The organism is Kitasatospora sp. NPDC059146 (assembly GCF_042786665.1).
Lineage (GTDB): Bacteria > Actinomycetota > Actinomycetes > Streptomycetales > Streptomycetaceae > Kitasatospora.
This window is the reverse complement of the sequence record NZ_JBHZCY010000034.1, coordinates 18240-40083: the sequence shown is the minus strand read 5'-3', so window position 1 is coordinate 40083 and position 21844 is coordinate 18240. Positions and strand designations below refer to the sequence as shown.

General features: G+C 73.2%; 19 protein-coding genes. 8 read left to right on the top strand and 11 right to left on the bottom strand.

Annotation, left to right across the window (positions count from 1 at the left end):
• Positions 1–58: 58 nt before the first annotated feature.
• The 4 genes from ACFXPX_RS17330 to ACFXPX_RS17315 form a co-directional block, all read right to left on the bottom strand.
• A complete protein-coding gene (locus tag ACFXPX_RS17330; RefSeq protein WP_380523035.1) occupies positions 59–1522 on the bottom strand; it encodes a SulP family inorganic anion transporter in 1464 nt (487 codons plus the stop codon).
• Positions 1523–1641: 119 nt separating this feature from the next.
• Positions 1642–2232, bottom strand: coding sequence for a carbonic anhydrase (locus ACFXPX_RS17325; protein ID WP_375891007.1), 591 nt, complete (start codon positions 2230–2232; stop codon positions 1642–1644).
• A 209-nt stretch (positions 2233–2441) separates the two neighbouring features.
• Entirely contained in the window at positions 2442–2792 is a 351-nt protein-coding gene (locus ACFXPX_RS17320; protein ID WP_380589202.1) for a hypothetical protein, read from the bottom strand.
• Between the two features lie 246 nt (positions 2793–3038).
• A complete protein-coding gene (locus ACFXPX_RS17315; RefSeq protein ID WP_375891011.1) occupies positions 3039–3575 on the bottom strand; it encodes a TetR/AcrR family transcriptional regulator in 537 nt (178 codons plus the stop codon).
• A gap of 268 nt (positions 3576–3843) precedes the next feature.
• On the opposite strand from ACFXPX_RS17315, the gene ACFXPX_RS17310 reads away from it, so the two are divergent.
• A complete protein-coding gene (locus tag ACFXPX_RS17310) occupies positions 3844–4791 on the top strand; it encodes an alpha/beta hydrolase family protein (protein WP_380642012.1) in 948 nt (315 codons plus the stop codon).
• Positions 4792–4904: 113 nt separating this feature from the next.
• Here ACFXPX_RS17310 and ACFXPX_RS17305 read toward each other — a convergent pair whose 3' ends face one another.
• On the bottom strand, positions 4905–5180 hold the full coding sequence (locus ACFXPX_RS17305; protein ID WP_380405335.1) for an HPr family phosphocarrier protein: 276 nt from the start codon (positions 5178–5180) through the stop codon (positions 4905–4907).
• 333 nt (positions 5181–5513) lie between these two features.
• On the opposite strand from ACFXPX_RS17305, the gene ACFXPX_RS17300 reads away from it, so the two are divergent.
• The 3 genes from ACFXPX_RS17300 (at position 5514) to ACFXPX_RS17290 (ending at position 9342) form a co-directional block, all read left to right on the top strand.
• Positions 5514–6275, top strand: coding sequence for a DeoR/GlpR family DNA-binding transcription regulator (locus ACFXPX_RS17300; protein WP_380642010.1), 762 nt, complete (start codon positions 5514–5516; stop codon positions 6273–6275).
• Complete coding sequence (gene pfkB / locus ACFXPX_RS17295) at positions 6272–7231, top strand: 1-phosphofructokinase (protein ID WP_375891018.1); 960 nt, start codon at positions 6272–6274, stop codon at positions 7229–7231. The genes ACFXPX_RS17300 and pfkB overlap by 4 nt, the downstream gene beginning before the upstream one ends.
• Positions 7232–7338: 107 nt before the next feature.
• Positions 7339–9342, top strand: coding sequence for a fructose-specific PTS transporter subunit EIIC (locus tag ACFXPX_RS17290; protein ID WP_380642007.1), 2004 nt, complete (start codon positions 7339–7341; stop codon positions 9340–9342).
• Between the two features lie 42 nt (positions 9343–9384).
• On the opposite strand, the gene ACFXPX_RS17285 is transcribed toward ACFXPX_RS17290, so the two are convergent.
• The 6 genes from ACFXPX_RS17285 to ACFXPX_RS17260 all read right to left on the bottom strand — a co-directional run bounded on the left by ACFXPX_RS17285 (position 9385) and on the right by ACFXPX_RS17260 (position 16292).
• Positions 9385–10095, bottom strand: coding sequence for a lactate utilization protein C (locus ACFXPX_RS17285; protein ID WP_380523042.1), 711 nt, complete (start codon positions 10093–10095; stop codon positions 9385–9387).
• Positions 10092–11585 carry a lactate utilization protein B gene (locus ACFXPX_RS17280; protein WP_380642005.1) on the bottom strand — a complete coding sequence of 498 codons (1494 nt, stop codon included), beginning with the start codon at positions 11583–11585 and terminating at the stop codon, positions 10092–10094. The genes ACFXPX_RS17285 and ACFXPX_RS17280 overlap by 4 nt, the downstream gene beginning before the upstream one ends.
• The gene (locus ACFXPX_RS17275; RefSeq protein ID WP_380642002.1) at positions 11582–12322 is read right to left on the bottom strand and encodes a (Fe-S)-binding protein; all 741 of its coding nucleotides are present in this window, start codon (positions 12320–12322) and stop codon (positions 11582–11584) included. The genes ACFXPX_RS17280 and ACFXPX_RS17275 overlap by 4 nt, the downstream gene beginning before the upstream one ends.
• Positions 12323–12514: 192 nt before the next feature.
• Positions 12515–13435, bottom strand: coding sequence for an NADP-dependent oxidoreductase (locus ACFXPX_RS17270; RefSeq protein ID WP_380523044.1), 921 nt, complete (start codon positions 13433–13435; stop codon positions 12515–12517).
• A gap of 160 nt (positions 13436–13595) precedes the next feature.
• On the bottom strand, positions 13596–14012 hold the full coding sequence (locus ACFXPX_RS17265) for a winged helix-turn-helix transcriptional regulator (protein WP_375891027.1): 417 nt from the start codon (positions 14010–14012) through the stop codon (positions 13596–13598).
• A gap of 201 nt (positions 14013–14213) precedes the next feature.
• Positions 14214–16292, bottom strand: a complete 2079-nt coding sequence (locus ACFXPX_RS17260; protein WP_380642000.1) for a radical SAM protein — start codon at positions 16290–16292, stop codon at positions 14214–14216.
• Between the two features lie 440 nt (positions 16293–16732).
• On the opposite strand from ACFXPX_RS17260, the gene ACFXPX_RS17255 reads away from it, so the two are divergent.
• From ACFXPX_RS17255 to ACFXPX_RS17240, 4 genes are all read left to right on the top strand, one after another.
• Positions 16733–17797 carry an LLM class flavin-dependent oxidoreductase gene (locus tag ACFXPX_RS17255; RefSeq protein ID WP_375891031.1) on the top strand — a complete coding sequence of 355 codons (1065 nt, stop codon included), beginning with the start codon at positions 16733–16735 and terminating at the stop codon, positions 17795–17797.
• Positions 17798–17865: 68 nt separating this feature from the next.
• Positions 17866–18030: a thiomuracin/GE37468 family thiazolyl RiPP peptide gene (locus ACFXPX_RS17250; RefSeq protein WP_375891032.1), complete on the top strand. Its 165-nt coding sequence runs from the start codon at positions 17866–17868 to the stop codon at positions 18028–18030.
• Between the two features lie 120 nt (positions 18031–18150).
• Entirely contained in the window at positions 18151–20166 is a 2016-nt protein-coding gene (locus tag ACFXPX_RS17245) for a hypothetical protein (RefSeq protein WP_380523048.1), read from the top strand.
• Positions 20159–21844 (top strand): TOMM precursor leader peptide-binding protein, encoded by a 1686-nt coding sequence (locus tag ACFXPX_RS17240; RefSeq protein ID WP_380589231.1) that lies wholly within the window; start codon positions 20159–20161, stop codon positions 21842–21844. The genes ACFXPX_RS17245 and ACFXPX_RS17240 overlap by 8 nt, the downstream gene beginning before the upstream one ends.

The window sequence follows — 21844 nt, the reverse complement described above, 5'->3', positions numbered from 1 at the left end:
GCGTCGCCGCACCGGAGTTCCGGTGCGGCGACGCGCGTTCCGCGGGACGGGGTCAGGGTCAGGCCGGACCGGCCAGCGCGGGGATCAGCCGCACGTCCTCCGGGGCCCGGGCGTTGTGGCGCTCGGTCCAGGTGGTCAGCGCGGACTGGCAGGCGTGGTCGAGGTGCCGGAGCCCGGAGAGGTCCAGCTCCACGACGCGGTCGGCGGGCAGCGCCTCCAGGGCGTCCAGGAGCTTGGGCAGCCGGAGGAAGGTGGCGTTGCCGGTCAGCCGGACCCGGAGCAGGCCGCCGGGCCGCTCCTCGGTGTCGACGTGCAGCCGGGAGGTCTCCCAGGCCGACTTGACGACCGACAGGCCCAGGCCGATCAGCACGCCCTCGAACATGTTGACCGTGACGATGGCCACGGCGGTGGCCGCGAGGACGAGCGCCTCCGCCCGGTGCTCGCGCCACAGCGGCCCGAACTGCTTGAACGGCAGCAGCTTGAACCCGGCGTGCACCAGCACCCCGGCCAGCGCGGCGACGGGGATGACGCCGAGGGCCGCGGGGAGCAGCGCGGCGAAGAGCAGCAGCCACACGCCGTGCAGCACGCGGGACGCCTTGGTCCGGGCACCGGCCTGGACGTTGGCGGCGCTGCGGACGATGACCGCGGTCATCGGCAGGGCGCCGAGGGCGCCGCAGAGCGCGTTGCCCGCGCCCTGCGCCATCAGCTCCTTGTCGTAGTCGGTGCGCGGTCCGTCGTGCAGCCGGTCGACGGCCGCCGCGCTGAACAGGCTCTCGGCCGAGGCGACGAGGGTGAAGGCCACGACCGTCACGACGAGCGCCGGGGTGAGCTGCTCGAACACCCCGCTGCCTGGTGGCTGGACGGCGTCCAGGAGGCCCTGGACCTCGACCTTCTTCACCGGGCGGTCGAGCAGCCAGACGGTGCCGGTGGCGAGCAGCACGGCCACCAGTGCGCCGGGGACGACCCGCACCCGGGCGGGCAGCCGCTGCCACAACAGGATCACCGCGATGGTGCCGGCGCCGATCACGAAGGAGTAGCCGGCGGCGGGCGAGGAGACGAGCCGGGCGAGCAGGCCGGGAAGGCCCAGGAGCTTGTCGACCCCGCTCGCGGGCGCCGGCCGGTCGGCCATCGCGTAGAGCTGGCCGGCGATGATGACCAGGCCGATGCCGGCCAGCATGCCCTCCACCACGGCGACGGAGATCGCGCGGAACCACCGGCCCCAGCGCAGCGCGCCCAGCAGCAGCTGGAGCAGGCCGGTGGCGGCGACCACGAGGCCGAGGGCCGGCAGGCCGAACCGTTGCACGGTCTCGGCGACCAGCACGGTCAGTCCGGCGGCCGGGCCGCTGACCTGGAGGCTGCTGCCGGGGAGCATGCCGGTGACCAGGCCGCCGACGATGCCGGTGATCAGGCCGAGTTCGGCGGGCACGCCCGAGGCGACGGCGACGCCGACGCACAGCGGGAGGGCGACCAGGAAGACGACGAGCGAGGCGGTCAGGTCGTATTTGAGCGTGGGAAAGCGCATGGGAGCCCTCATCGGTGGGAGTCCGGGGGTGGTCGGCCGCGGCGTGGTCGGCTGTGGTGTGGCCGGCCGCGGGGCGGCCGGCGATGGCGTGGTGGGCGGCGGTGGGGCGGGCCGCCGGGTCACAGCGGCAGGAAGACGTCGCTGCCGGGGCGGTGGCTGAGCACCGCGCCGGTGTGGACCTCGTAGAACCAGCCGTGCAGGCCCAGCCGGCCCTGGTCGGCCCGGCGGGCGACGCTCGGGTGGGTGCGCAGCCTCGCCAGCTGGTCCAGCACGTGCCGCTGCACCGGGGCGGCCAGGTCGTGGCTGGGCTCCCCGGCGGGTGTCAGTTCGGTGCCGTCGGCCAGCCAGTCGCGTACGGCGGGCACCCCGGTGAGGTCCTCGCCCCGGACGACGGCGCCCACGGCGCCGCAGTGGGAGTGGCCGCAGACCACGATGTCGGCGACCCCCAGGACCTCGACCGCGTACTCGATGGTCGCGGCCTCGGCCGAGGGGGCGGACGGGCGGTGCGGCGGGACGATGTTGCCGGCGGTCCGCAGCTCGAAGAGGTCCCCGGGCCGGGCGCCGGTGACGGCGGAGGGGATGATGCGGGAGTCGGAGCAGGTGATGAACAGTGCCTGCGGGCTCTGGCCCGCCGCCAGCCGCCCGAAGGCGTCGGCCTCCTGCGCGGCGCGGCGGCGGAAGGTGCGGGCGTGGTCGATGAATCCTTGCATGTCGTGCCTCGGGCCCTTCGGAAGTCCTGTGGGAACGGTGACTTCGGGACCGTGCCGCTCGCTCGGTACGGGGGCAGCGCGGATCGCGGCGGCGCGGGCAGGCGGAAGCACTGCCGCGGGCCGTCGTGGACTGCCGGAACGTGGGGCGGTGGGTCACCCGTGGGGAGTGTCGCCACCGTCGTCGAGCGTGCGTGCGCGGTCGGGACCGATCAGCAGCGGAACACCTGGAGGACGGCGGCTCTGGGCTGTCTGCGCGCCCCGTGCGGCGGGTCGGAGGCGCGGGTCGCCGACGGGTCGTCCCCGGTGGACGCCTCGTCGGCGAGGGCCGGGTGCAACTCCCGCTGGCACGAGGGGACTTCGACGCTCCGCGGACGCGTCCAGCCGAGCCCCGGCGGGCACTTGGGAGCCACCGCCTCCTCGGCGAGCTTCGCCTCCGCGACCATTCGGGGGCAGCGTTCCTCGCGGGTGAGGGCGGATGCGGACTGGGACAGCACCACCAGCCCCAACACGGCCACGAGGGCCACGGCGGCGGCGCCGATCACCCTCCTGACCAAGGACATTGCCGTTCCTTTCCCTGCCCGTGGGATGTGTCGAACCGTCATGAATTCCGACGGCCACGGGCGGGGGCGAGTTCCGGTTTTGTCGTGAACAGTCCGTGAATCAGTTCGGCCGACCGGTGATGGTCCATGAACTGACGGGGTGGAATGCGGGCAGGCGGTGAACCGTTCGGGGCGGGAGTGTCGGCTTGCTCCGTTCCGGAGGCGATCCGACCGCCCGGTCGCCCGGTCGCCCGGTCGCCGTCGGCGTCACGCCGGCCGGGGGTGCTGCAACCCGTGCAGGAGCAGGTCGATCAGGCGCCGTGGGTCGTACTGCGGGCCGCTGCCTCCGATGCACAGGTTGCCGATGCCGCGCATCAGCTCGAAGGGCCGGGTGCCCGCCCTGATCTCACCGGCCTCGACCGCGGCGTCGAGCAGCTGCGCGCAGACCGGCAGCAGGCGATCGAGGAAGAGGCCGTGCAGGGCGGCGAAGCCGGTGCTGTCCGACTGCATCGCGTCGGCCAGCCCGTGTTTGGTGACCAGGAAGTCGACGAACAGGTCGATCCACCGGCGGAGCGCGTCGAACGGGGAGTCGGCGGCTGCCAGCAGTCGCGGGCCGGCCTGTGCGCACTCCTCGATCTGGTGGCGGTAGACGGCCGTGATGAGATCGGCCCGGGTCGGGAAGTGCCGGTAGATCGTTCCCGTTCCGACGCCGGCCTCGGCCGCGATCCGGCGGATCGGTGCGTCGACGCCCGAGGTCACGAACACCTCGGCCGCGGCCGCGAGCAGCGCCTGCTGATTGCGCATCGCGTCGGCCCGCTTGCTCCGGGCCGACGTCCTTCCCGTGGGGTCCTCGCCGGGCACGACTCTTCCTCCAGTATCCGTTGACAAAACGGAACCATGTTCCGGATAGTAAGTGGGACAGCGTTCCGCTTCAGCTTAGCCGAAGCGGGGCGCCCCTGAACCCCTGCCTGCCTGCCTGCCGCCGCCCGGCCTGGGCCGACCGCGGCGACACCCATCGCAGGGCTACACCCGTCGCAGGGCGACGCCCATCGCAGAAGGAGCACTGCTCAGCATGAGCGCAACCACCCGCACCGCACCCGTCCCGGTCCTGTCGTACAGCCCGGTGGTCCTGTCCGTGCCCGGGCGGCCGGTGGACCTCCAGGTGCGCGTCTCCGCGCCCGGGACCGGAAGCGGCCTGCCCGTCATCCTGCTCTCCCACGGCCACGGCCCCTCGCACCACCTGTCCTCGCTGCACGGCTACGCGCCGCTCGCCAACGCCTGGGCGGAGCAGGGCTTCGTCGTCATCCAGCCCACCCACCTCACCTCCCGGACGCTGAGCCACCTGGTCGCCGACGCCCCCGGCGCACCGGACTTCTGGCGCTCCCGCGCCGAGGACATGACCCACGTCCTCGACCGGCTCGACCAGATCGAGCGCACCGTGCCGCAGCTCGCGGGACGGATCGACCGCACCAAGGTCGCCCTCGCCGGGCACTCGCTCGGCGGCTTCACAGTGGCCCTCCTGCTGGGCGCCGGACTCAACGACCCCGTCACCGGGAACGTGGTGCAGCTGGCCGAACCGCGGATCAAGGCGGGCGTCCTGCTCGCCGCGCCCGGCAGGGGCGGCGACGTCTTCAACGGGCCGATGGCCGAGCAGTGGCCCGTCATCGGATCCGTCGACTTCTCCACCATGACCGCTCCCGCGCTGGTCGTCGCGGGCGACAAGGACGACTCGCGGCACTTCACCGACATGGGACCGGACTGGCACGCCGACCCCTACACCCTCGCCCCCGGCCCCAAGGACCTGCTCACCCTGTTCGACGCGGGGCACGGACTCGGCGGGATCGCCGGGTACGACGCCGCCGAGACCACCGACGAGAATCCCGGGCGGGTCGCTGCCCTCGGACGGCTCACCGCCGCCTACCTCCGCAGCCGGCTCGCGCCGGGTGACGGGGCCTGGCAGGCCGCGTGCGAGGCGCTGGCAACCGGCCCCGACCCGGTCGGACGGGTCGAGGTCAAGTAGGCGCAGGGCCGGTGCCGCTGGGCCGGTGCCGCTGGGCCGGGGCCGCAGGGCTCACGGGGGAGCCCGGCCCGGTGCCCGCCCGGCGCCGGGCGGGCACCTTCCGGCGGGGGCGGTCAGGCCGCCGCGTCGAGGTCGGAGGCGAGCAGGTCGGCGAGAGCCCGGAGGGCGTCCTCGGCCCCGTCGCCGGAGGCGGTGAGCTCCAGGACGTCGCCGGAGCGGGCGGCCAGGGCGAGCACCGAGAGCAGGCTGCGGGCGTCGACGGGGGTCTGGCCCGGGCGTCCGACGGTGACCTTGACCGGCTGCCGGGCGGTGGCGGCCTGGACGAACAGTGACGCCGGGCGGGCGTGCAGGCCGCTGCTGGAGCCGACGGTGACCTGGGTCGAGTGCATGGGAGTCCTTGGGGAGAGGGGGAGAAGGAGGGGACGACGGTCGGCCCGGGTGGGATCCGGGCCCGGTGGTGCCCGGCCCCCCGCGGTACGGGGGCGGTCGCGGGGGCCAGGCGGTCTTTGGTTTCACGCCCGTTGGCGTGTTGTTTCGGTTGGTTCTACGCCCGGTTGCGAGCAGATGTCAACACATTCGGGCGTACGTCACGGACCGAACGGGAGGCGACGAGAGGCGACGAGAGACGGCGAGAGGCGGAGCGGCCCCTTGCATTTCCGTCCGAAGCGCGTATGGTCGGGCTTCACCAGGCGTAAACGGACATGAAACGGACCCAATCCCACATGTACGCACCCGAGCGGCAGCAACAGATCCTCCACCTCGCCCAGGAGCGGGGCCGGGTGGACGTGCCGACCTTGGCCGAGGACTTCGGTGTCACCCAGGAGACCATCCGGCGTGACCTGAGCGCCCTGGACAAGGCCGGCCTGCTGCACCGGGTGCACGGCGGCGCACTGCCCGTCGGTGCCCTGCACCTGGAACCCGGCCTGGCCGAACGGGACTCCACGGCCGCCGCCGAGAAGGAGCGCATCGCCAGGGCGGCGCTGGCCCTGCTGCCCACCGAGGGCAGCGTGATCCTGGACGCCGGGACGACCGTCTCCCGGCTGGCCGGACTGCTGCCCCTGGACTGCGCCCTCACCGTCGTCACCAACGCCCTCCCGGTCGCGGCCCGGCTGGCCGACCACCCTTCGCTCGCCCTGCACCTCGTCGGCGGGCGGCTGCGCCACCGCACCCAGGCCGCCGTCGACGCCTGGGCGCTGCGCGACCTGGCCGACGTCCACGCGGACGTCGCGGTGGTCGCCACCAACGGCTTCTCCCCGGAGGGCGCACTGTCGACGCCCGACCTCGCCGAGGCCGCCGTCAAGCGGGCCATGCTCGCCGGTGCGCGACGCGTCGTCCTGGTGGCCGACTCCTCCAAGTACGGCGCCCGCCACTTCGCCCGGTTCGGCTCGCTGGAGCAGGTCGACGTGCTGGTCACGGACACCGGACTGACCGACGAGCAGACCGCCCAGATCGAGAACCACGGACCGGAAGTCATCCGCGCATGATCGTCACCATCACCCCCAACCCCAGTCTCGACCGCACCTACGAGCTGGGAACGCTCGCCGTGGGCGAGGTCAACCGGGCCGGGCAGGACCGGCTCGACCCCGGCGGCAAGGGCGTCAACGTCTCCCGTGCGCTCACCGCCGCGGGCCACCGGACGACGGCGGTCCTGCCGCTCGGCGGCCCGTCCGGCGGACTGCTCCGCGACCTGCTGCGCCGCCAGGGCATCGACGTCGCGGCGGTCACCATCGCGGGCGACACCCGGATCAACGTCTCGATCGCCGAGGACGGCGGCGGCCTCACGAAGATCAACGCGGTCGGCCCCGAGCTCAGCGCCGCCGAGTCGGCCGCACTGCTCGCCCTCGTCCGCGACACCCAGCAGGCCGGACGGGGCACCGGCGACGGCGTCGACTGGCTGGCCTGCTGCGGCAGTCTGCCGCGCGGCCTCCGGCCCGGGTGGTACGCGGACCTGGTCGCGCAGGTGCACTCGGGCGGCGCCCGGATCGCCCTGGACACCTCCGGCCCCGCACTGCTCGCCGCGCTCCCGGCCCGCCCCGACGTGGTCAAGCCGAACCGCGAGGAACTCGCCGAGGCCGTGGGCCGCCCGGTCGCCACCGTCGGCGACGCCGTGGCGGCAGCGGGGCAACTGCGCGAGCGCGGCGCCCAGCAGGTCCTCGCCAGCCTCGGTGCGGACGGGATGCTGCTGATCGCCGAGGAGGGCAGCTGGTACGGCAGCGCGCCGGTCGCCGCCGTCCGCAGCGACGTGGGAGCGGGCGACGCCTCGCTCGCGGGCTTCCTCGGAGCCGGCGGCACCGGCCCTGAGGCACTGGCGGCGGCCCTGGCGCACGGCGCCGCCGCCGTACAACTGCCGGGGAGCGTCATGCCGACCCCGGCCGATCTGGACCCGGCCGCCGTGGTCGTGACGGCGGACCTCCCGCTCGAACGGCCGCTCCGCGGCTGAGCACCGCCTCCTGCCGGAGGCACCCCGCCGGACCGTGTGGGACGGGCACGGCGGACATTCCCGGGGGCAAGGGAACACTGTCAGGCACCAGTCGAAGGACCGACACGATGAGCGACACCAGCGGACTGATCACACCCGCACTCGTTGACCTCCACCTCGCCCCCGCGGACAAGAGCGAGGCGCTGCGCTCCCTCGCCCAGCGCCTGGTCGCCGAGGGCCGGGTGACCGACCTCGACGGCTTCCTCGCCGACGTGGCCGCCCGCGAGGCCCAGGCCCCCACCGGGATGGGCGACGGGATCGGCATCCCGCACTGCAGATCACCCCACGTCACGCGGCCCAGCCTGGCCTTCGGCCGGAGCACCAGGGGCGTGGACTTCGACGCCGCGGACGGTCGGCCCGCCGACCTGGTCTTCATGATCGCGGCACCCGCCGGCGCGGACGACACCCACCTGCGGATCCTCGCCGCGCTGGCCGGTCGGCTGATGGACCCGGCGTTCACCGGCGCCCTGCGCGAGGCCGAGAGCCCGGCCGCGGTCGCGGCCCTGGTCAACGGGGAGGAGGCACCGGCTGCCGCTCCCGTTGCGGCGGTCGATCCGGAGACGGCCGCCGCCCCGGAGGCGGACGTCGCCGGCGGCGGGCTGCGGCTCGTCGCGGTGACCTCCTGCCCGACCGGCATCGCCCACACCTACATGGCCGCCAAGGCCCTCGAACTGGCCGCCGCCCGGGCGGGCGTGCAGATCCAGGTCGAGACCCAGGGGTCGGCCGGGACGACGGTGCTGGCCCCCGAGGTGATCGCGGCCGCCGACGCCGTGATCCTCGCCCATGACGTCGAGGTCCGGGACCGCGCGCGCTTCGCCGGCAAGCCGACCGTCGACGTGGGTGTGAAGGCCGGCGTCAACCGCGCCGACGACCTGATCGCGCAGGCTGCCGGGCTGGTCGCCGAGGCCGGCAGCGGAGCGAGTGCCGCCCCGGTCACCGCGGCGAGCGCGCCGACCGGCGAGCACTGGGCCCAGCGGCTGCGCAAGTACCTGATGACGGGCGTCAGTTACATGATCCCGTTCGTCGCGGCGGGCGGTCTGCTGATCGCCCTCGCCTTCGCCGTCGGCGGGTACCAGATCGCCTCCGCGCCGTCCGTGCTGGGCCACTTCGACTGGACCTCCTCGCACAGCTGGGCGGCGATGCTGTTCCAGACCGGCAAGACCTCCTTCGGTTTCCTCGTCCCGATCCTCTCCGGGTACATCGCCTGGGGGATCGCGGACCGGGCGGCCCTGGCCGCCGGCATCGCGGGCGGCGCCGTCTCGGTGGCGGTCGGTGCGGGCTTCCTCGGCGGCATCGTCTCCGGCCTGGCCGCGGGCTTCCTGGTGCTGTGGATGATCCGCTGGAACGTGCCGCGCGCGATCAGGGGCATCATGCCGGTGGTGGTGATCCCGCTGCTGTCGGTGGCGGCGGTCGGCTTCCTGATGTTCGTGCTGGTCGGCTCGCCGATCGCCTCGGCGATGAACGGCCTGACCGACTGGCTGAACGGCCTCTCCGGCTCCAACGCGATCCTGCTCGGCGTGCTGCTCGGCGCGATGATGGCCTTCGACATGGGCGGCCCGCTCAACAAGGTCGCCTACACCTTCGCGGCCGGTGCGCTCACCACCGCGGGCACCACCCCGGACGCCGGCAGCCTCAAGGTGATGGCCGCGGTGATGGCCGCCGGCATGACCCCGCCGCTGGGCATGGCCCTGGCCACCGTCGTCCGGCGCAGGCTGTTCACCCCCGAGGAGCGGGAGAACGGCAAGGCGGCCTGGGTGCTCGGCGCCTCGTTCATCACCGAGGGCGCGATCCCGTTCGCCGCGGCGGACCCGCTGCGGGTCATCCCGGCGAACATCGTCGGCAGCATGACGGCCGGCGGCCTGGTGATGGCCTTCGGCTCCACCCTGCGCGCGCCGCACGGCGGGATCTGGGTGCTGCCGCTGATCGGCAGCCCGTTCCTGTACCTGCTCGCGGTCGCGGCGGGCACGGTGGTCACCACGGCGGTGGTCGTCCTGCTCAAGGGGATGCGGAAGGACGCCGCCCCGGCGGCTCCGGGATTCCCGGTCGAGGAGAAGGCGCTGGTCGGCGCCTGAGCCGAGGGGGCCCGAGCGGATCCGCCCGGGCCCGACGGCACGTCAGTGTTGACCTCCGGGAGGTTGCCAGGAGTGCCCGGCGTTGTTCGAGCCGGGCACGATCCTGCGGTGGACCTCCAGGTCGTCGACGATGATCACGACCAGGGTCCGGGGCCCGTGCACGCCTTCGACCCGGGTGAGTTCGATGTCGCTGGTCGCGGACGGGCCGGAGATGAAGGTCAGCGGCAGGTGCGGGTCGAGGCGGGCGAGCGCCCCGGGGACGTCGTCGACGATCTGCTCGGCCCGGACCACGCACAGGTGGTAGTCGGGGACGAGGGTCAGGGCGCGCCGGCCCTGCCCCGGGCCGGTGTCCAGGACGACGGTGCCGGTGACGGCGATGCCGACGGCGGCCAGCGTGACGGCGCCGTCGAGGGCGTCCAGCGCGGGGACGTCCAGCGGCTCCCGGTGCCACTCCCAGCCGCCGGACGGCAGGAGGTCGTCCGGGAAGCCGTCGGGCACCGCCAGGCGGGTAGCGCCGCGCGCGGTGAGGGCGGCGGCGATCGCCCCGGGCAGCCCGGCCGGGGCAGTCCGGGTGACGGTGGCGCGGTAGTCGGCGACCCGCTCGGCGAACAGGGCCACCAGGTCCTGGCCGTCGGCGGTGTGACCGCGCCGGTAGTCGCGCGGGACGGGCACGTCCTGCGGGCCCTCGTCCGTGGGGACGTCGGCGAGCGCGGCGCGGATGCGTCCGAGCACGGCCTCTCGGGTGGTCGTCACTTTCCCTCCCGGTTCTTGCGCCACCAGGCGCGGAACGACTCGGCGGGCGGCGCAGGGGTGTCCCGGTCGGCGGACCAGCCGCTGAACGGGCCGGGCAGCCGGCCGATCCGGCCGTTGCGGGCCAGCGCCCGGCCGCCGAGCGAGGCCGCCTTCTGGGCGGCGCCCAGCAGTGCGGGGGAGCCGAGGACGGCGGCGGCCGCCTTCATCGCCAGCGCCTCACCGGTGGGCAGGCCGCCGGCTCCGCGCTCGGCCTCGACGACCTCGGCCCGCAGGTGCACCAGCAGCTTCGGGATGTCGATCTTCACCGGGCAGGCGTCGTAGCAGGCCCCGCACAGGGTGGAGGCGAAGGGAAGGGAGGCCGCACTGCTTTTGATGTCACTGCGGACACCGACGAGCTGCGGGGTGAGCACGGCGCCGATCGGCCCGGGGTAGACCGAGCCGTAGGCGTGCCCGCCCGTCCGCTCGAAGACCGGGCAGACGTTGAGGCAGGCGGAGCAGCGGATGCAGGCCAGGGCCTGCCGGCCAACGGTGTCGGCCAGGGTGTCGGTGCGGCCGTTGTCGAGCAGGACGAGATGGAAGTCCTGCGGGCCGTCGGCCTCCGTGGTGCCGCTCCAGGTGGAGGTGTACGGGTTCATCCGCTCGCCGGTGGAGGAGCGCGGGAGCAGTTGGAGGAACACCTCCAGGTCCGCCCAGGTGGGGACGACCTTCTCGATGCCCATCACGGTGATCAGGGTCTCGGGCAGGGTGAGGCACATCCGGCCGTTGCCCTCGGACTCCACCACGACGACGGTGCCGGTGTCGGCGACGGCGAAGTTGGCGCCGGAGACGGCGACCTTGGCACGCAGGAACTTCTCCCGCAGGTGCCGGCGGGCGGCCTCGGCGAGTTCGGCGGGCTCGTCGCTCAGCCCCTCGGGGGCCGGCTGCCCCCACGCGCCCATCCGCTCGGCGAACAGGTCCCGGACCTCGGTCCGGTTGCGGTGGATCGCCGGGACGAGGATGTGCGAGGGCCGGTCGTCGCCGAGCTGGACGATGAGCTCGGCGAGGTCGGTCTCGTAGGCGGTGATGCCGGCCTCGGCCAGCGCCTCGTTGAGGCCGATCTCCTGGGTCGCCATGGACTTGACCTTGACGACCTCAAGCTTTTCCTCGTCACTGCCGCCGGTGGCCCGGACCAGTTCGGTGACGATCCGGTTGGCCTCGGCGGCGTCGGCGGCCCAGTGGACGGTCCCGCCGGCCGCGGTGACCGACTCCTCCAACCGCACCAGATGGTGGTCGAGATGGCGCAGCGTCCGGGTCTTGATCGCGTCGGCGGCGGTGCGCAGCTCCTCCCAGTCGTCCAACTCCGAGGCGACGGCGAGGCGTTTGTCGCGGATGACGGTCGTGGCGTGTTTCAGGTTGGCCCGCTGCCGGGCGTTCGCGAGGGCCTCGCGGGCGGCGTCGGGGAAGGACGGCGAGCCCAGCCAGACCACTCCGCGGTCGCCGGGGGCGGTCACGGGCGTCCGCCTTCGGTCGCGGCCAGGATCTCGGCCAGGTGCATGGTCCGCACCCCGGCGGCCTGCCGGGACAGCCCGCCGCCGATGTGCATCAGACAGGAGTTGTCGACGGTGCACAGCACCTCGGCTCCCGTCTCCCGCACCGCCCCGACCTTGTCGGCGAGCATCGCGCCGGAGGTCGCGGCGTTCTTGACGGCGAAGGTGCCGCCGAAGCCGCAGCAGGAGTCGGCGGCCGGGAGTTCGACCAGGTCGAGCCCCTCGACGGCGCGCAGCAGCCGCTGCGGTCGGTCGCCGAGCCGCAGTCCGCGCAAGGAGTGGCAGGTGGGGTGGTAGGTGACGCGGTGCGGGAATCGGGCACCGACGTCCTCGACGTCGAGGACGTCGGTCAGGAACTCGGTGAACTCGTGGACCCGGGGCGCCAGTTCGGTGGCCTGTCGGTGCAGATCCGGGGTGCCGTACCGCTCGGCGAGAGCGGGGTGGTGCTCCCGGACCAGCCCGGCGCAGGACGCGGACGGGGTGACCACCGCGTCGTAGTCGGCGAAGGTGCGGGTGAACCGGGCCGTCAGCGGGACGGCGTCCGCACGGTAGCCGGTGTTGAGGTGCAGCTGCCCGCAGCAGGTCTGCTCCGGTGGGAACTCCACGGTGTGGCCGAGCCGTTCGAGGACGGTCAGCACGGCGCGGCCGGTCCCGGGGAACATGGTGTCGTTGAAGCAGGTGATGAACAGCGCGATGCGCATCGGCAAGCCATCCTGTCGTCCGGCAGGGGCGGGGCGGTTGCGGCGGGTCGACGGTGCGCGCCCGGCGCGGCGGCCGTCTCCACGCGTGCCTCCGTCCGGGCGCCCGGGTACGCCGGACGGGTGAGGCCGGCGCTCCGCACCAGGATGGGCCGGGCCCCCGCGGCCCGTGCTCCCGGCCGCGGCGGGCGGGGGTCACGGCACGACGACCAGCTTTCCGCGGGTGCGCCCGGTGCGGCTGGCGTCGAAGGCCTCGCCCGTCCGCTCCAGCGGGAAGGTCCCGGCGACCTCCACGGTGAGCGCGCCGCGGTCGACCGCCGCGGCGAGTTCGGCGAGCTTCGCGCCGTCCGGGCGCACCCAGATCCAGTGGCCGCCGTGCTGCGTCACTCCCGGGTCGGCGATCGAGACGTGCCGCCCGCCGTCGGCGAGCACGGCCAGGGTGGTGTCCAGCTGGCCGCCGACGAAGTCCGCGACGGCCGTCGCACCGCCGGGCACCAGCGCGCGCACCCGCTCGACCAGGCCGTCGCCGTACGCCACCGGTTCGGCGCCCAGCTCGCGCAGGTACGCGTGGTTGCGCTCCGAGGCGGTGCCGATCACCCGGGCCCCGCGGTCGCGGCCGAGCTGCACCGCGAGGCTGCCCACGCCGCCCGCGGCGCCGTGCACCAGGAGCACGTCGGCGGGGCCGACCGCGAGCCGGTCCAGGCTGCGCAGGGCGGTGAGCCCGGCCAGCGGCAGCCCGGCCGCCTGCGCCCAGTCGAGCCCGGCGGGCTTGCGCGCCACCGCGGGTGCGGCGACCGCGACGTACTCGGCGAAGGTGCCGGCCTGCACCGCGTCCTTGCGGGCGTAGGCCATCACCTCGTCCCCGGGGGAGAACTCGGGGGTGTCCGGGCCGGTGCGGGTGACCACCCCGGCCACGTCCCAGCCGGGGATGACGGGGAAGACCGTGTCCATCATGCCGTCCAGGCCGCCCGCCATGACCTTCCAGTCGACCGGGTTGACGGAGGCCGCCCGGACCTCGATCAGTACCTGGCCGGGGCCGACCTTCGGGTCGGGCACCTCGCCGTACTCGAGCCGGGAGTTGTCCGGGGCGTACGAGTCGTAGGTCACCGCGCGCATGAGTCGACCTCCAGGGAGCCGGGGTTGCGGTCTCGCGCACCGCCGCCCGGGGTGAGCGGGGCGCCGTGGGTCACGCTATGCCGGAGGCGGGCGCCCGGCACCTCGCCCCGCCGTCGCGGCGCCGTCCGCCGGTGGGCAGGGCACCACGCCGCACGCTGCGTCAGGCGTGTTCCGCCTCCTCCAACTGTCGTGGCACGGTGGCCTTCTGGTCCAGGAAGTGGTGCGCGCGCCGGTCGTACTCCAGTTGGTGCGCCCGGATCTCCTCCGAATTGGCGGCGGTCCAGGCGCACAAGCGGTTGAACGGCTCCCGCAGGGACACGCCGAGCGGAGTGAGGGAGTACTCGACTCCGACCGGAGAGGTCGGCAGGACCTGGCGCATGATCATCCCGTTGCGCTCCAGCCGGCGCAGGGTCTGGGTCAGGACCCGCTGGGTGACGCCGTCGACGCGGCGTTTGATCTCGTTGAACCGCCTGGGCTCGTCAAGGACCGCCAGGACCGTCATCGACCACTTGTCGGTGATCTGGTCGAGAATCGAACGGCGTATGTCGGAGCACTGGACGGGGTGTTCGGTGGTCATGATCCCCCAACGTTCACGGGGCACGGCGGCGGCCTCGGGCGGGGTGCGGGTGCCCCAAGTTGTGCGTGATGCGTGTGATGCGCGTGATGTGCGCAAGGTGCGTGATGCACGTGATGTGACCATCATGTTCGTGTCAGTGAAGGGCTGTCAATCCCGCGGGCCCTTACCGGGAAGTGACGAACTCCGGTCACCGCAGAGCGGTCACGCGGCTGCGGGCAGCCCGTCCGGCAGGCCGTCCGGGAGCCCGTCCGGGAGCGCGAACAGCAGGTCGTACAAGGGTCGCCCGGTGCCGTGCCAGATGGACAGCGCGTAGACGCTGATCGGGTAGTCGACCCAGCGCGGCGGCGCCCACACCGTGCCGCGGACGACGTCCCCCTGCCCGCCGGCGTCGAGGCTCGACGGCACGTCGCCGGCCTCGACGAGCAGCTCCCAGCCCCGGCGCGGGACGGCGAACGAGGCCTCGGCGAGGTCGCCGCGCAGGCTGGCGCGCAGGATCGTCGTCGCCGCGATGTCGAGGCTCAACGCGCTGTCGACCAGCACGCGGTCGACCTCGAAGCCGGAGTCGGCCAGCCAGGTGGACAGGTGGTCGACGGCCGCGCCGAGCAGGTCCGCGGTGGCGCGTTCGGAGCGCACCGCGCGGCACAGCAGCGCCTGGTAGTGCACCTCCTCGGGTACGACGACCTGGTCGCCGATGACCGTCCTCAGCAGTCCCATGTCCAGGCTGGACGGGTCCCGGTAGACGGCGGCGACGTCGCGGGCGACGGCGCGCAGGAACGGGTCGGCGCAGTCGTCCAGGAGGAACGACCACAGCTGCCGGCACAGTTCGACCATGCGGACGCCGGTAGTCGTGTGGAGCACCCGGAGCGCGCAGCGCAGCAGGATCTTCTGGAACAGCGTCATGGAGACCCGGAACTCCATGCCCCGCACCCACTCCTCGGCGGTCATCGAGCCGTGCTCGACGACCACGTCGGCGATGAGTTCGGGATTGGTGATGTCGGCGGGCATCCAGCGGGTCCGCAGCCCCTGCTCGTCCTTGAAGGCCTCGCGCGAGTAGTCGGTGTTGTTCAGCAGCAGCAGTGGGTAGATCACCGGGGATCCGCCCGCGGTCAGCACCTCCTCGATCCCGTCGAGGTAGGAGTCGAAGGTTTCGCCGGGCAGGCCCCAGATCAGGTCGGTGTAGGTGGGCACGTCGAGTTCGCGGAAGCGGGCCAGCAGCCGGCGGTAGTGGTCGGTGCGGATGTTGGCGCGGTTGGCGATCTTGAGCACGTTCGCGTCGAAGGACTGCGCGGAGAGCGTGATCGCGCCGGTCAGCTCGGCGGCGTGCAGCATGCTCGCGATCTCCACGATGCGCTCGTTGCCGTTCTTCGCCCAGTTGGTGCTGACGATCAGCCGCTTCCCGTGGCGCCGGCTGAGCTCCACGATGTGCTCGGCGATCTGCCGGTCGCGGCCGAGGATGCCGAAGTTGGCGTCCGCGATGAACAGCGTGGCGTCCTGGGGCATCAGCCGGATCAGCCGGTCCAGTTCGGCGAAGATCCGCTCCAGGTCGAACTGGCGGACCTTGGAGTTGGTCGCCCCGCCCCAGTAGCAGAACGCGCACCCGTAGGGGCAGCCCCGGTTGGTCTCGTAGACGATCATGGACGAGCCGGTGATCTCCTCGTCGGAGTACACCGGGGTGAGGATCGGCGAGACGACCTGGTCGAGGTCGGTGATGCGGTCCGCGTCCGGATTGGTGACGACGGTTCCGTCCCGCCAGTGGCTGATGCCGGGGATCGCGGCGAGGTCCCCGTCGGTCAGGAAGGCGTGCAGCAGGTCGCGGAAGCGCAGTTCGCCCTCACCGTGCACCAGCACGTCCAGCCAGGGCGCCTCGGCGAACAGCGGCTCCTGCTGGTAGCTGACGTCGTTGCCCCCGACCACGACGCGGCAGTCCGGCCAGCGCTCCTTGACCTGGCGGGCCAGCTCCAGGGACTGGGCGCGGTTCCAGAAGAACACGGTGAGAGCGACGGCGAACGGCTCGTCCCAGGTGTCGAGAAGTTCCTTGGTGGCCTGCTCGCCACCGCTCTGCTCGCGCACGCTGATCCGGAAGTCGCAGGCCGCGTCGAGGGCGGGGTCGGCGGTCGCCGTCGCCTTGAGGTACCCGAGGGTGACGCTGTACCGGACCCCCTGCATCGCGGTGAACTCGACGAGCTGGACGGTCTTCCGCCGCTCGGGCACCGGTGCCGGCCGCCGGCCGGCGTCGGCCGCGCCGTCGGTGACGTGGTGGGAGTCGATGGTGGAGGTCATGACTGCACTTCCCGGCGAAGTAGGGCAAGCTCGGACAGTTCGCACGTGGCCGCGGCGCCTCGCGCACGCTCCTCGTGATCGCTCACAGCGCCGTGACACCCGCATGCGCGACATCGCCCGGGTTCCGTCTCCGCCGTCGTCCGCCCCGGCGCAATGCCCGGCTGTACGGGATGCCGGCGGCTGCCAACATTTCCAGCGCATTGCACCGGCGTCAATAACGCACTCCCAGGACCGTAGGTATCTCCGGGGATACCGGGAAGATTTGAGCTTAATTTGAGTTACGGCCCGGAATGCCGGTCGTTATTGACGGTCCTGATGGCCCGATGTAGCGTCAGCGGCGAAACACCCGGTGGCGTGCCGACTGGGCCCGGAGTGCTCGGGTGACGAACCCCCGAGATTCATCCGGTGGAAATCCGGCTGTTAAAGGGAGTGTGGTATCGGTGCGCTTCGGGCTTTCATTTCTTCCGGACTGCACGCCGGAGACGAAATCTCCGCAGGACTATTTCAGCGACGCGCTGGAGTTGTCGGTCCGGGCGGAGGCGGGCGGTCTGGATTCGGTGAAGATGACCGAGCACTACCTCCACCACTACGGCGGCTACTGCCCCAGCCCGCTGGGTTTCCTCTCCGCGGTCGCCGCCCGGACGAGCTCGGTCAGGCTCATCACCGGCTGCGTCCTCCCGGTCTTCCACCACCCGATCCAGCTGGCGGCGGAGGCCGCGCAGGTGGACGCGATCAGCGGCGGCCGGCTCGACGTGGGATTCGCCCGGGCGTACCTGCCGGACGAGTTCGACGCGCTGGGCGTCGACATGGACGAGAGCGTCGACCGGTACCGCGAGACCATCCGGGCGGTCCGGCGGATCTGGACCGAGGAGAAGGTCAGCGAGGAGACGCCGTTCTTCTCCTACCGCGACGTGACCGGACTGCCCCGGCCCACCCAGCAGCCGCACCCGCCGATGTGGGGGGCCGCGGTGCGCACGCCGGAGAGCTTCACCTGGCTGGGCACCGAAGGGCTGGGGCTCCTGATCACGCCGATGATCTCGCCCCACGAGTTCCGCGCCCAGCTGACCCTCTACCGCGACGCCTTCCGGGCGGCGCACGGCGGCTCCGGGCTGCGGCCCCGGGTCGCGGCCAGCCTGCCCCTGGTGGTCGCGGAGACCGACGAGCGCGCGACCGAGATCGCCGAGACCTATCTGCGGCGCTATCTGGACGTGTGGGCGGAGGCCGTGAACCCGTGGGACCGGCGGGAATCCTCCGCCTATCGCGGCTATTCCGGATTCGGCTGGATGTTGCGCAATCTGCGGCCCGAAAAGCTCTACACCGAAGGCGGCGCGATAGTCGGATCTCCGGCCACCGTCATCGACCGCATCCGTGCTTTCAACGACCACATCGGCGGCGTCGACCAGATCCTCTGGCAGATCGATTTCGGCGCGATGCCGCTCCCCGAAGCTCGGCAGACCCTGGAGCTCTTCTGCGACCAGGTGCTGCCGGAGGTGAAAGCACTCTGACCGCCGGTGCCGGCTCCCGATGTGGGTGGGGTCGCACCGGCCCGACGACGGGAAAGGAGGTGAACGACATGGAGGACTTCGACCTGGTGCTGGACGAGAGCGCCTTCGAGCTGGTGGACCTGGGCGAGGTGGTCCCCGCTTCGGTGACCGCCGGCTACGGCCTGACCGAGCTGTCCGCGTCCGGCGGGGCGAGCAGCTGCTGCTGCTGTTGCCCGTGCTGCTCCTGCACCTGATCCGGTGCTGATCTCCTGGCACATGTGCTCTAGCCGGTGCGTGTTCATCAAAGAGGACCGGGTGGCTCTCGGTCCTTCCTGCTGGCCAGTCATCAATGAGTGAGTGAAGAAGCGGTGGTCATGGGAGTCGATGTCGAGCGGGTACGGCCACGACTGCGCGGGGACGTCTACGTCATGCGCGTTCCGGAGGGTGCGTACATCCGCAGCAACCTGGGCGGGTCGATTCTGAAGGGCGCCTCGACCTACGAGTTCGTCCAGCGGATCGCGCCGATGCTGGACGGCACCAGGACGCTCGGCGAACTGTGCGCCGTCGTACCGGAGTCCAGCCGTGCCGCGGTGGCGAAGATGATCATGCTGCTGCTCGCCAAGGGGTACGTCAAGAACGTGCTGGACGACCGTCCGCACACCCTGTCCGGCGAGCTGGCCGCCACCTACGCGGCCAACATCTCCTTCATCGAGTACTTCACCGACTCACCCGAACTGCGCTTCGAGACCTACCGCGACGGCCCCGTGGTGCTGACCGGCTCCGGCCCGCTGCTGCAGGCGCTGGCCAACTCCCAGCTGCGCGCGGGTGTGCGGACCGTCCCGCTCGCTCCGTTCGGTGAGTCGCCGTTCGACCGCGACCGCGTCCAGGAGCACCTGGAGGCGTCCCGGGCGCTGGACCCGGAGCAGCGGATCGTCGACCTGGAGGCGGACGTCGAGCGCCTCGACCTGCTGGCCGCCGACGCCACCATGGTGCTGCACGTCGCCGACCGACCCATGGTCGAGCGTGCCCGCCGGCTCCCCGGGGCCGCGGTCGCCGCGGGTGCCGCGTTCGCCCAGACCGTCGTGGCGGGGGACGAGGCGTGGATCGGCCCGGTGATCGCGGGGAACGGTGATCCCACCGCCTGGGAGTCCGCGTGGCGTCGACTGTCCGCGCTCGCACCCGACCTGGTCGGCGCGGATCTGCGGGACCACCCGGAGGTGGCCCCGAGCGGGTTCCTGCGCGGCCCCACCGTCGCGCTGGTCGCCAACCAGCTCTGTTTCGCGGCGTTCCGCCAGCTCACCGGCATCGACGGGGGCCCCGGCAACGACGGTGGCACCGGTGCCGACGCCGGCCGGCGGTCCGACCACCTGGTCCGGTTCGACCTGGAGAGCCTGGAGACCTCGAAGCACGCGTTCCTGCCGCACCCGCTCGCCCGGCCCGTGGTGCCGGACGACCCGGCCCGGCTGGCCGCCCTGACGACCGCGGCGCCCGTCGGCGACGAGGAACTGGCCCGGCGCGCGGTCGACTTCGTCGACCCCCGGACCGGCGTCCTCGCCGAGGTCACCGAGCGCGACCACGAGCAACTGCCGCTGTTCGTCAGCGAGGTCGTGGTCTCGGACCCGGTCGGCCTGGCCGGCGGCCCGTTCGCCGTCCACGGCTGCGGCGAGACCGTGGTCGAGTCGCGCCAACGCGCCGTCCGGCGGGCGTTCGAGCGCTACGCGGCCGTCATGGTCGACGCCCGCAAGGGCGACCGGCTGCACGGCCTGGACGTGCTGACCGGCGAGCCGGTCGCGGTGGACGCCGCGCAGGTCTTCCCCGCGCGGACCGTGGCCTCCGGCGACGACTGGGCCGCCGCCGTGCGCGCCGCCGTGGTGGCCGCTGCCAACGACGCGGTGGTCGCGGCCCTGTCGACCGCGACCGGACCGCTGCCCCTGCTGGACCTGGACACGGCCGAGCTCACCCCGCGCGCCGAGCGCTACCGGAAGCTGCTGGCGATCGTCGAGGAGTCCTTCGAGGTCCACGACCTGTCCGGTCTGCTCGGGCTGCCCACCTTCGCCTTCACCACCCCGGCGGGCACGGTCGCCCACGTGAGCGACCTGGACGTCGCCGCGGCACTGGAACAGGGCCTGGAGCGGACGCTGCTCGCCTACCAGGCCCGGGCCACCGAGCAGCCCGCCTACGCGCCGGCACCCGTGCCCGAGCTGCCCCCGCACCTGCGCGCAACCGCCGCGCCGGAGCGGGCCGCGGCGCCCCGCTCGGTGACGCTGGAGGAGGCCGTGGCCGGGCTGACCCGGGAGGGCGGCCGGGTGGTCGCCGTCCCGCTGGACCACGACGCCGCCGTGGCCGGCGCGTGTCCGTTCGTGGTGCGCGCCGTGGTCCTCCATGGCTGACCAGCCGCAGGCGCTGCTCGAACCGCCGCAGGTGCTCCGCGAACCGCGACAGGTGGTCGTCGGGCCGTGGGCACCGGGCTGCCCGGAGTGCCTGCGCACCCGACGCACCGCGGCGGCCTCCGCCGAACAGGCCGCCGAGCTGGCCGCCGGAGCGGCCGTCGGGGCGCCCGACCGGGAGCTGCCGAGCTTCCTGGCCGATACCGTCGCCGGGCTGGCCTCGGCGCACTCCGGGGCGCGGCGGTTCCGGACCGTCGACACCGCCACGCTGGCGCTGTCCCGGCACGCCTTCCTCGACGATCCGCACTGCCCGGCCTGTTCGGTGCCGGTGGCCGACACCGAGCAGGGCGCGAAACCCGTCCGCGAGGTGCGGCCCAAGCCGTCACCCGGGTCCAGCCGGGTCCGCCCGCTGGACCGGGAGGCGCTCCGGGCGGCCTACGTGGACGAGCGGAGCGGCCTGGTCCCCTCGGTCACCTCGTACACCGAGCACGCGTTCCCGTTCACCGGGGCCGTCCTGGCCGTGCCCGGCGCCACCGCCACGGAACCGGCCGGCTACGGCCGCACCCGCGACTTCGCCTCCGCGTGGTCCATCGCGGTGGCGGAGTCGCTGGAACGGCTGGCCGCGTACGCGCCCGCCAAGCGGACCGGGGTCCGGGCCGGCTACGCCGACGTGGCCGAGGCCGCGATCGACCCCCGCACGCTCGGCCTGTACCCCGAGGAGCGGTTCCAGCTCCCGGACTTCCCGTACCGGAGGTTCACCGAGGACGCGGAGACCGACTGGGTGTGGGGCTACTCCTTCGGCCGAGGCCGACCGGTGCTGGTGCCGCAGGGCTTCGTCCACTACCGCCTGCCGCTGCCCGCCGGGGAGCGCAGGTTCGCCAGTGAGATCTCCAGCGGCAACGCGCTCGGGGGCTGCTACGAGGAGGCCGTGCTGCACGGGATCCTCGAAGTCGCCGAACGCGACGCCTTCCTGATGGCCTGGTACGGGCGGACGCCGCTGCCCCGGATCGACCTCGCCACGGTGCCCGACCGCCGGATCCCGCTGGTGGCCGAGCGGATCGAGCGCCAGGGCTACCGGGTGCACGTCCTCGACAGCACCCGGGAGCACGGGATCCCGTCGTTCTGGACGCTCGCCGAGGACGTCAGCGGCACCGGACGGCCGAGGGCGGTGTCGACCGGCGGCAGCGGACTGAGCCCGGCGGAGGCGATCCTGGCCGCGCTGCACGAACTGAGCCAGACCGTCGAGTACGTGGGCGTCCTCGCGCTCGACCCGGGGTGGGGCGAGCGGGCCCGGCACCTGGCCGAGCACCCGGACGAGGTCGTGTCGATGGCCGACCACCTGCTCTGCGCGGCCGATCCGGGCTCGTTCGACCGGTACGCCTTCCTGCTCGACGACCCGGTCACGTCGACCTGGCAGCAGGGGCTCGAACGCTGGCGGTGGCCGAGCCACACCGACATCGGCGCGGACCTCGACGAGGCCGTCCGGCGCTTCGCGGCGGCCGGGATGGACGTCGTCGCCGTCGACACCACCTCCATGGAACACACAGCGGGAGGATTCAGATGCGTCAAGGTGCTGGCACCGGGCTCGGTGCCGATGACCTTCGGGCACGCGGCCCGGCGGGTGACCGGACTGCCCCGGCTGCCCGAGGTGCGCAACCCGCACCCGCATCCCTTCCCGTGA

What these genes read in the sequence shown, in the direction of transcription:
- ACFXPX_RS17330 (WP_380523035.1), bottom strand. Translation starts at nt 1,522, where the DNA reads ATGCGCTTTCCCACGCTCAAATACGACCTGACCGCCTCGCTCGTCGTC.
- ACFXPX_RS17325 (WP_375891007.1), bottom strand. Translation starts at nt 2,232, where the DNA reads ATGCAAGGATTCATCGACCACGCCCGCACCTTCCGCCGCCGCGCCGCG.
- ACFXPX_RS17320 (WP_380589202.1), bottom strand. Translation starts at nt 2,792, where the DNA reads ATGTCCTTGGTCAGGAGGGTGATCGGCGCCGCCGCCGTGGCCCTCGTG.
- ACFXPX_RS17315 (WP_375891011.1), bottom strand. Translation starts at nt 3,575, where the DNA reads ATGCGCAATCAGCAGGCGCTGCTCGCGGCCGCGGCCGAGGTGTTCGTG.
- ACFXPX_RS17310 (WP_380642012.1), top strand. Translation starts at nt 3,844, where the DNA reads ATGAGCGCAACCACCCGCACCGCACCCGTCCCGGTCCTGTCGTACAGC.
- ACFXPX_RS17305 (WP_380405335.1), bottom strand. Translation starts at nt 5,180, where the DNA reads ATGCACTCGACCCAGGTCACCGTCGGCTCCAGCAGCGGCCTGCACGCC.
- ACFXPX_RS17300 (WP_380642010.1), top strand. Translation starts at nt 5,514, where the DNA reads ATGTACGCACCCGAGCGGCAGCAACAGATCCTCCACCTCGCCCAGGAG.
- pfkB (WP_375891018.1), top strand. Translation starts at nt 6,272, where the DNA reads ATGATCGTCACCATCACCCCCAACCCCAGTCTCGACCGCACCTACGAG.
- ACFXPX_RS17290 (WP_380642007.1), top strand. Translation starts at nt 7,339, where the DNA reads ATGAGCGACACCAGCGGACTGATCACACCCGCACTCGTTGACCTCCAC.
- ACFXPX_RS17275 (WP_380642002.1), bottom strand. Translation starts at nt 12,322, where the DNA reads ATGCGCATCGCGCTGTTCATCACCTGCTTCAACGACACCATGTTCCCC.
- ACFXPX_RS17270 (WP_380523044.1), bottom strand. Translation starts at nt 13,435, where the DNA reads ATGCGCGCGGTGACCTACGACTCGTACGCCCCGGACAACTCCCGGCTC.
- ACFXPX_RS17265 (WP_375891027.1), bottom strand. Translation starts at nt 14,012, where the DNA reads ATGACCACCGAACACCCCGTCCAGTGCTCCGACATACGCCGTTCGATT.
- ACFXPX_RS17260 (WP_380642000.1), bottom strand. Translation starts at nt 16,292, where the DNA reads ATGACCTCCACCATCGACTCCCACCACGTCACCGACGGCGCGGCCGAC.
- ACFXPX_RS17250 (WP_375891032.1), top strand. Translation starts at nt 17,866, where the DNA reads ATGGAGGACTTCGACCTGGTGCTGGACGAGAGCGCCTTCGAGCTGGTG.
- ACFXPX_RS17245 (WP_380523048.1), top strand. Translation starts at nt 18,151, where the DNA reads ATGGGAGTCGATGTCGAGCGGGTACGGCCACGACTGCGCGGGGACGTC.
- ACFXPX_RS17240 (WP_380589231.1), top strand. Translation starts at nt 20,159, where the DNA reads ATGGCTGACCAGCCGCAGGCGCTGCTCGAACCGCCGCAGGTGCTCCGC.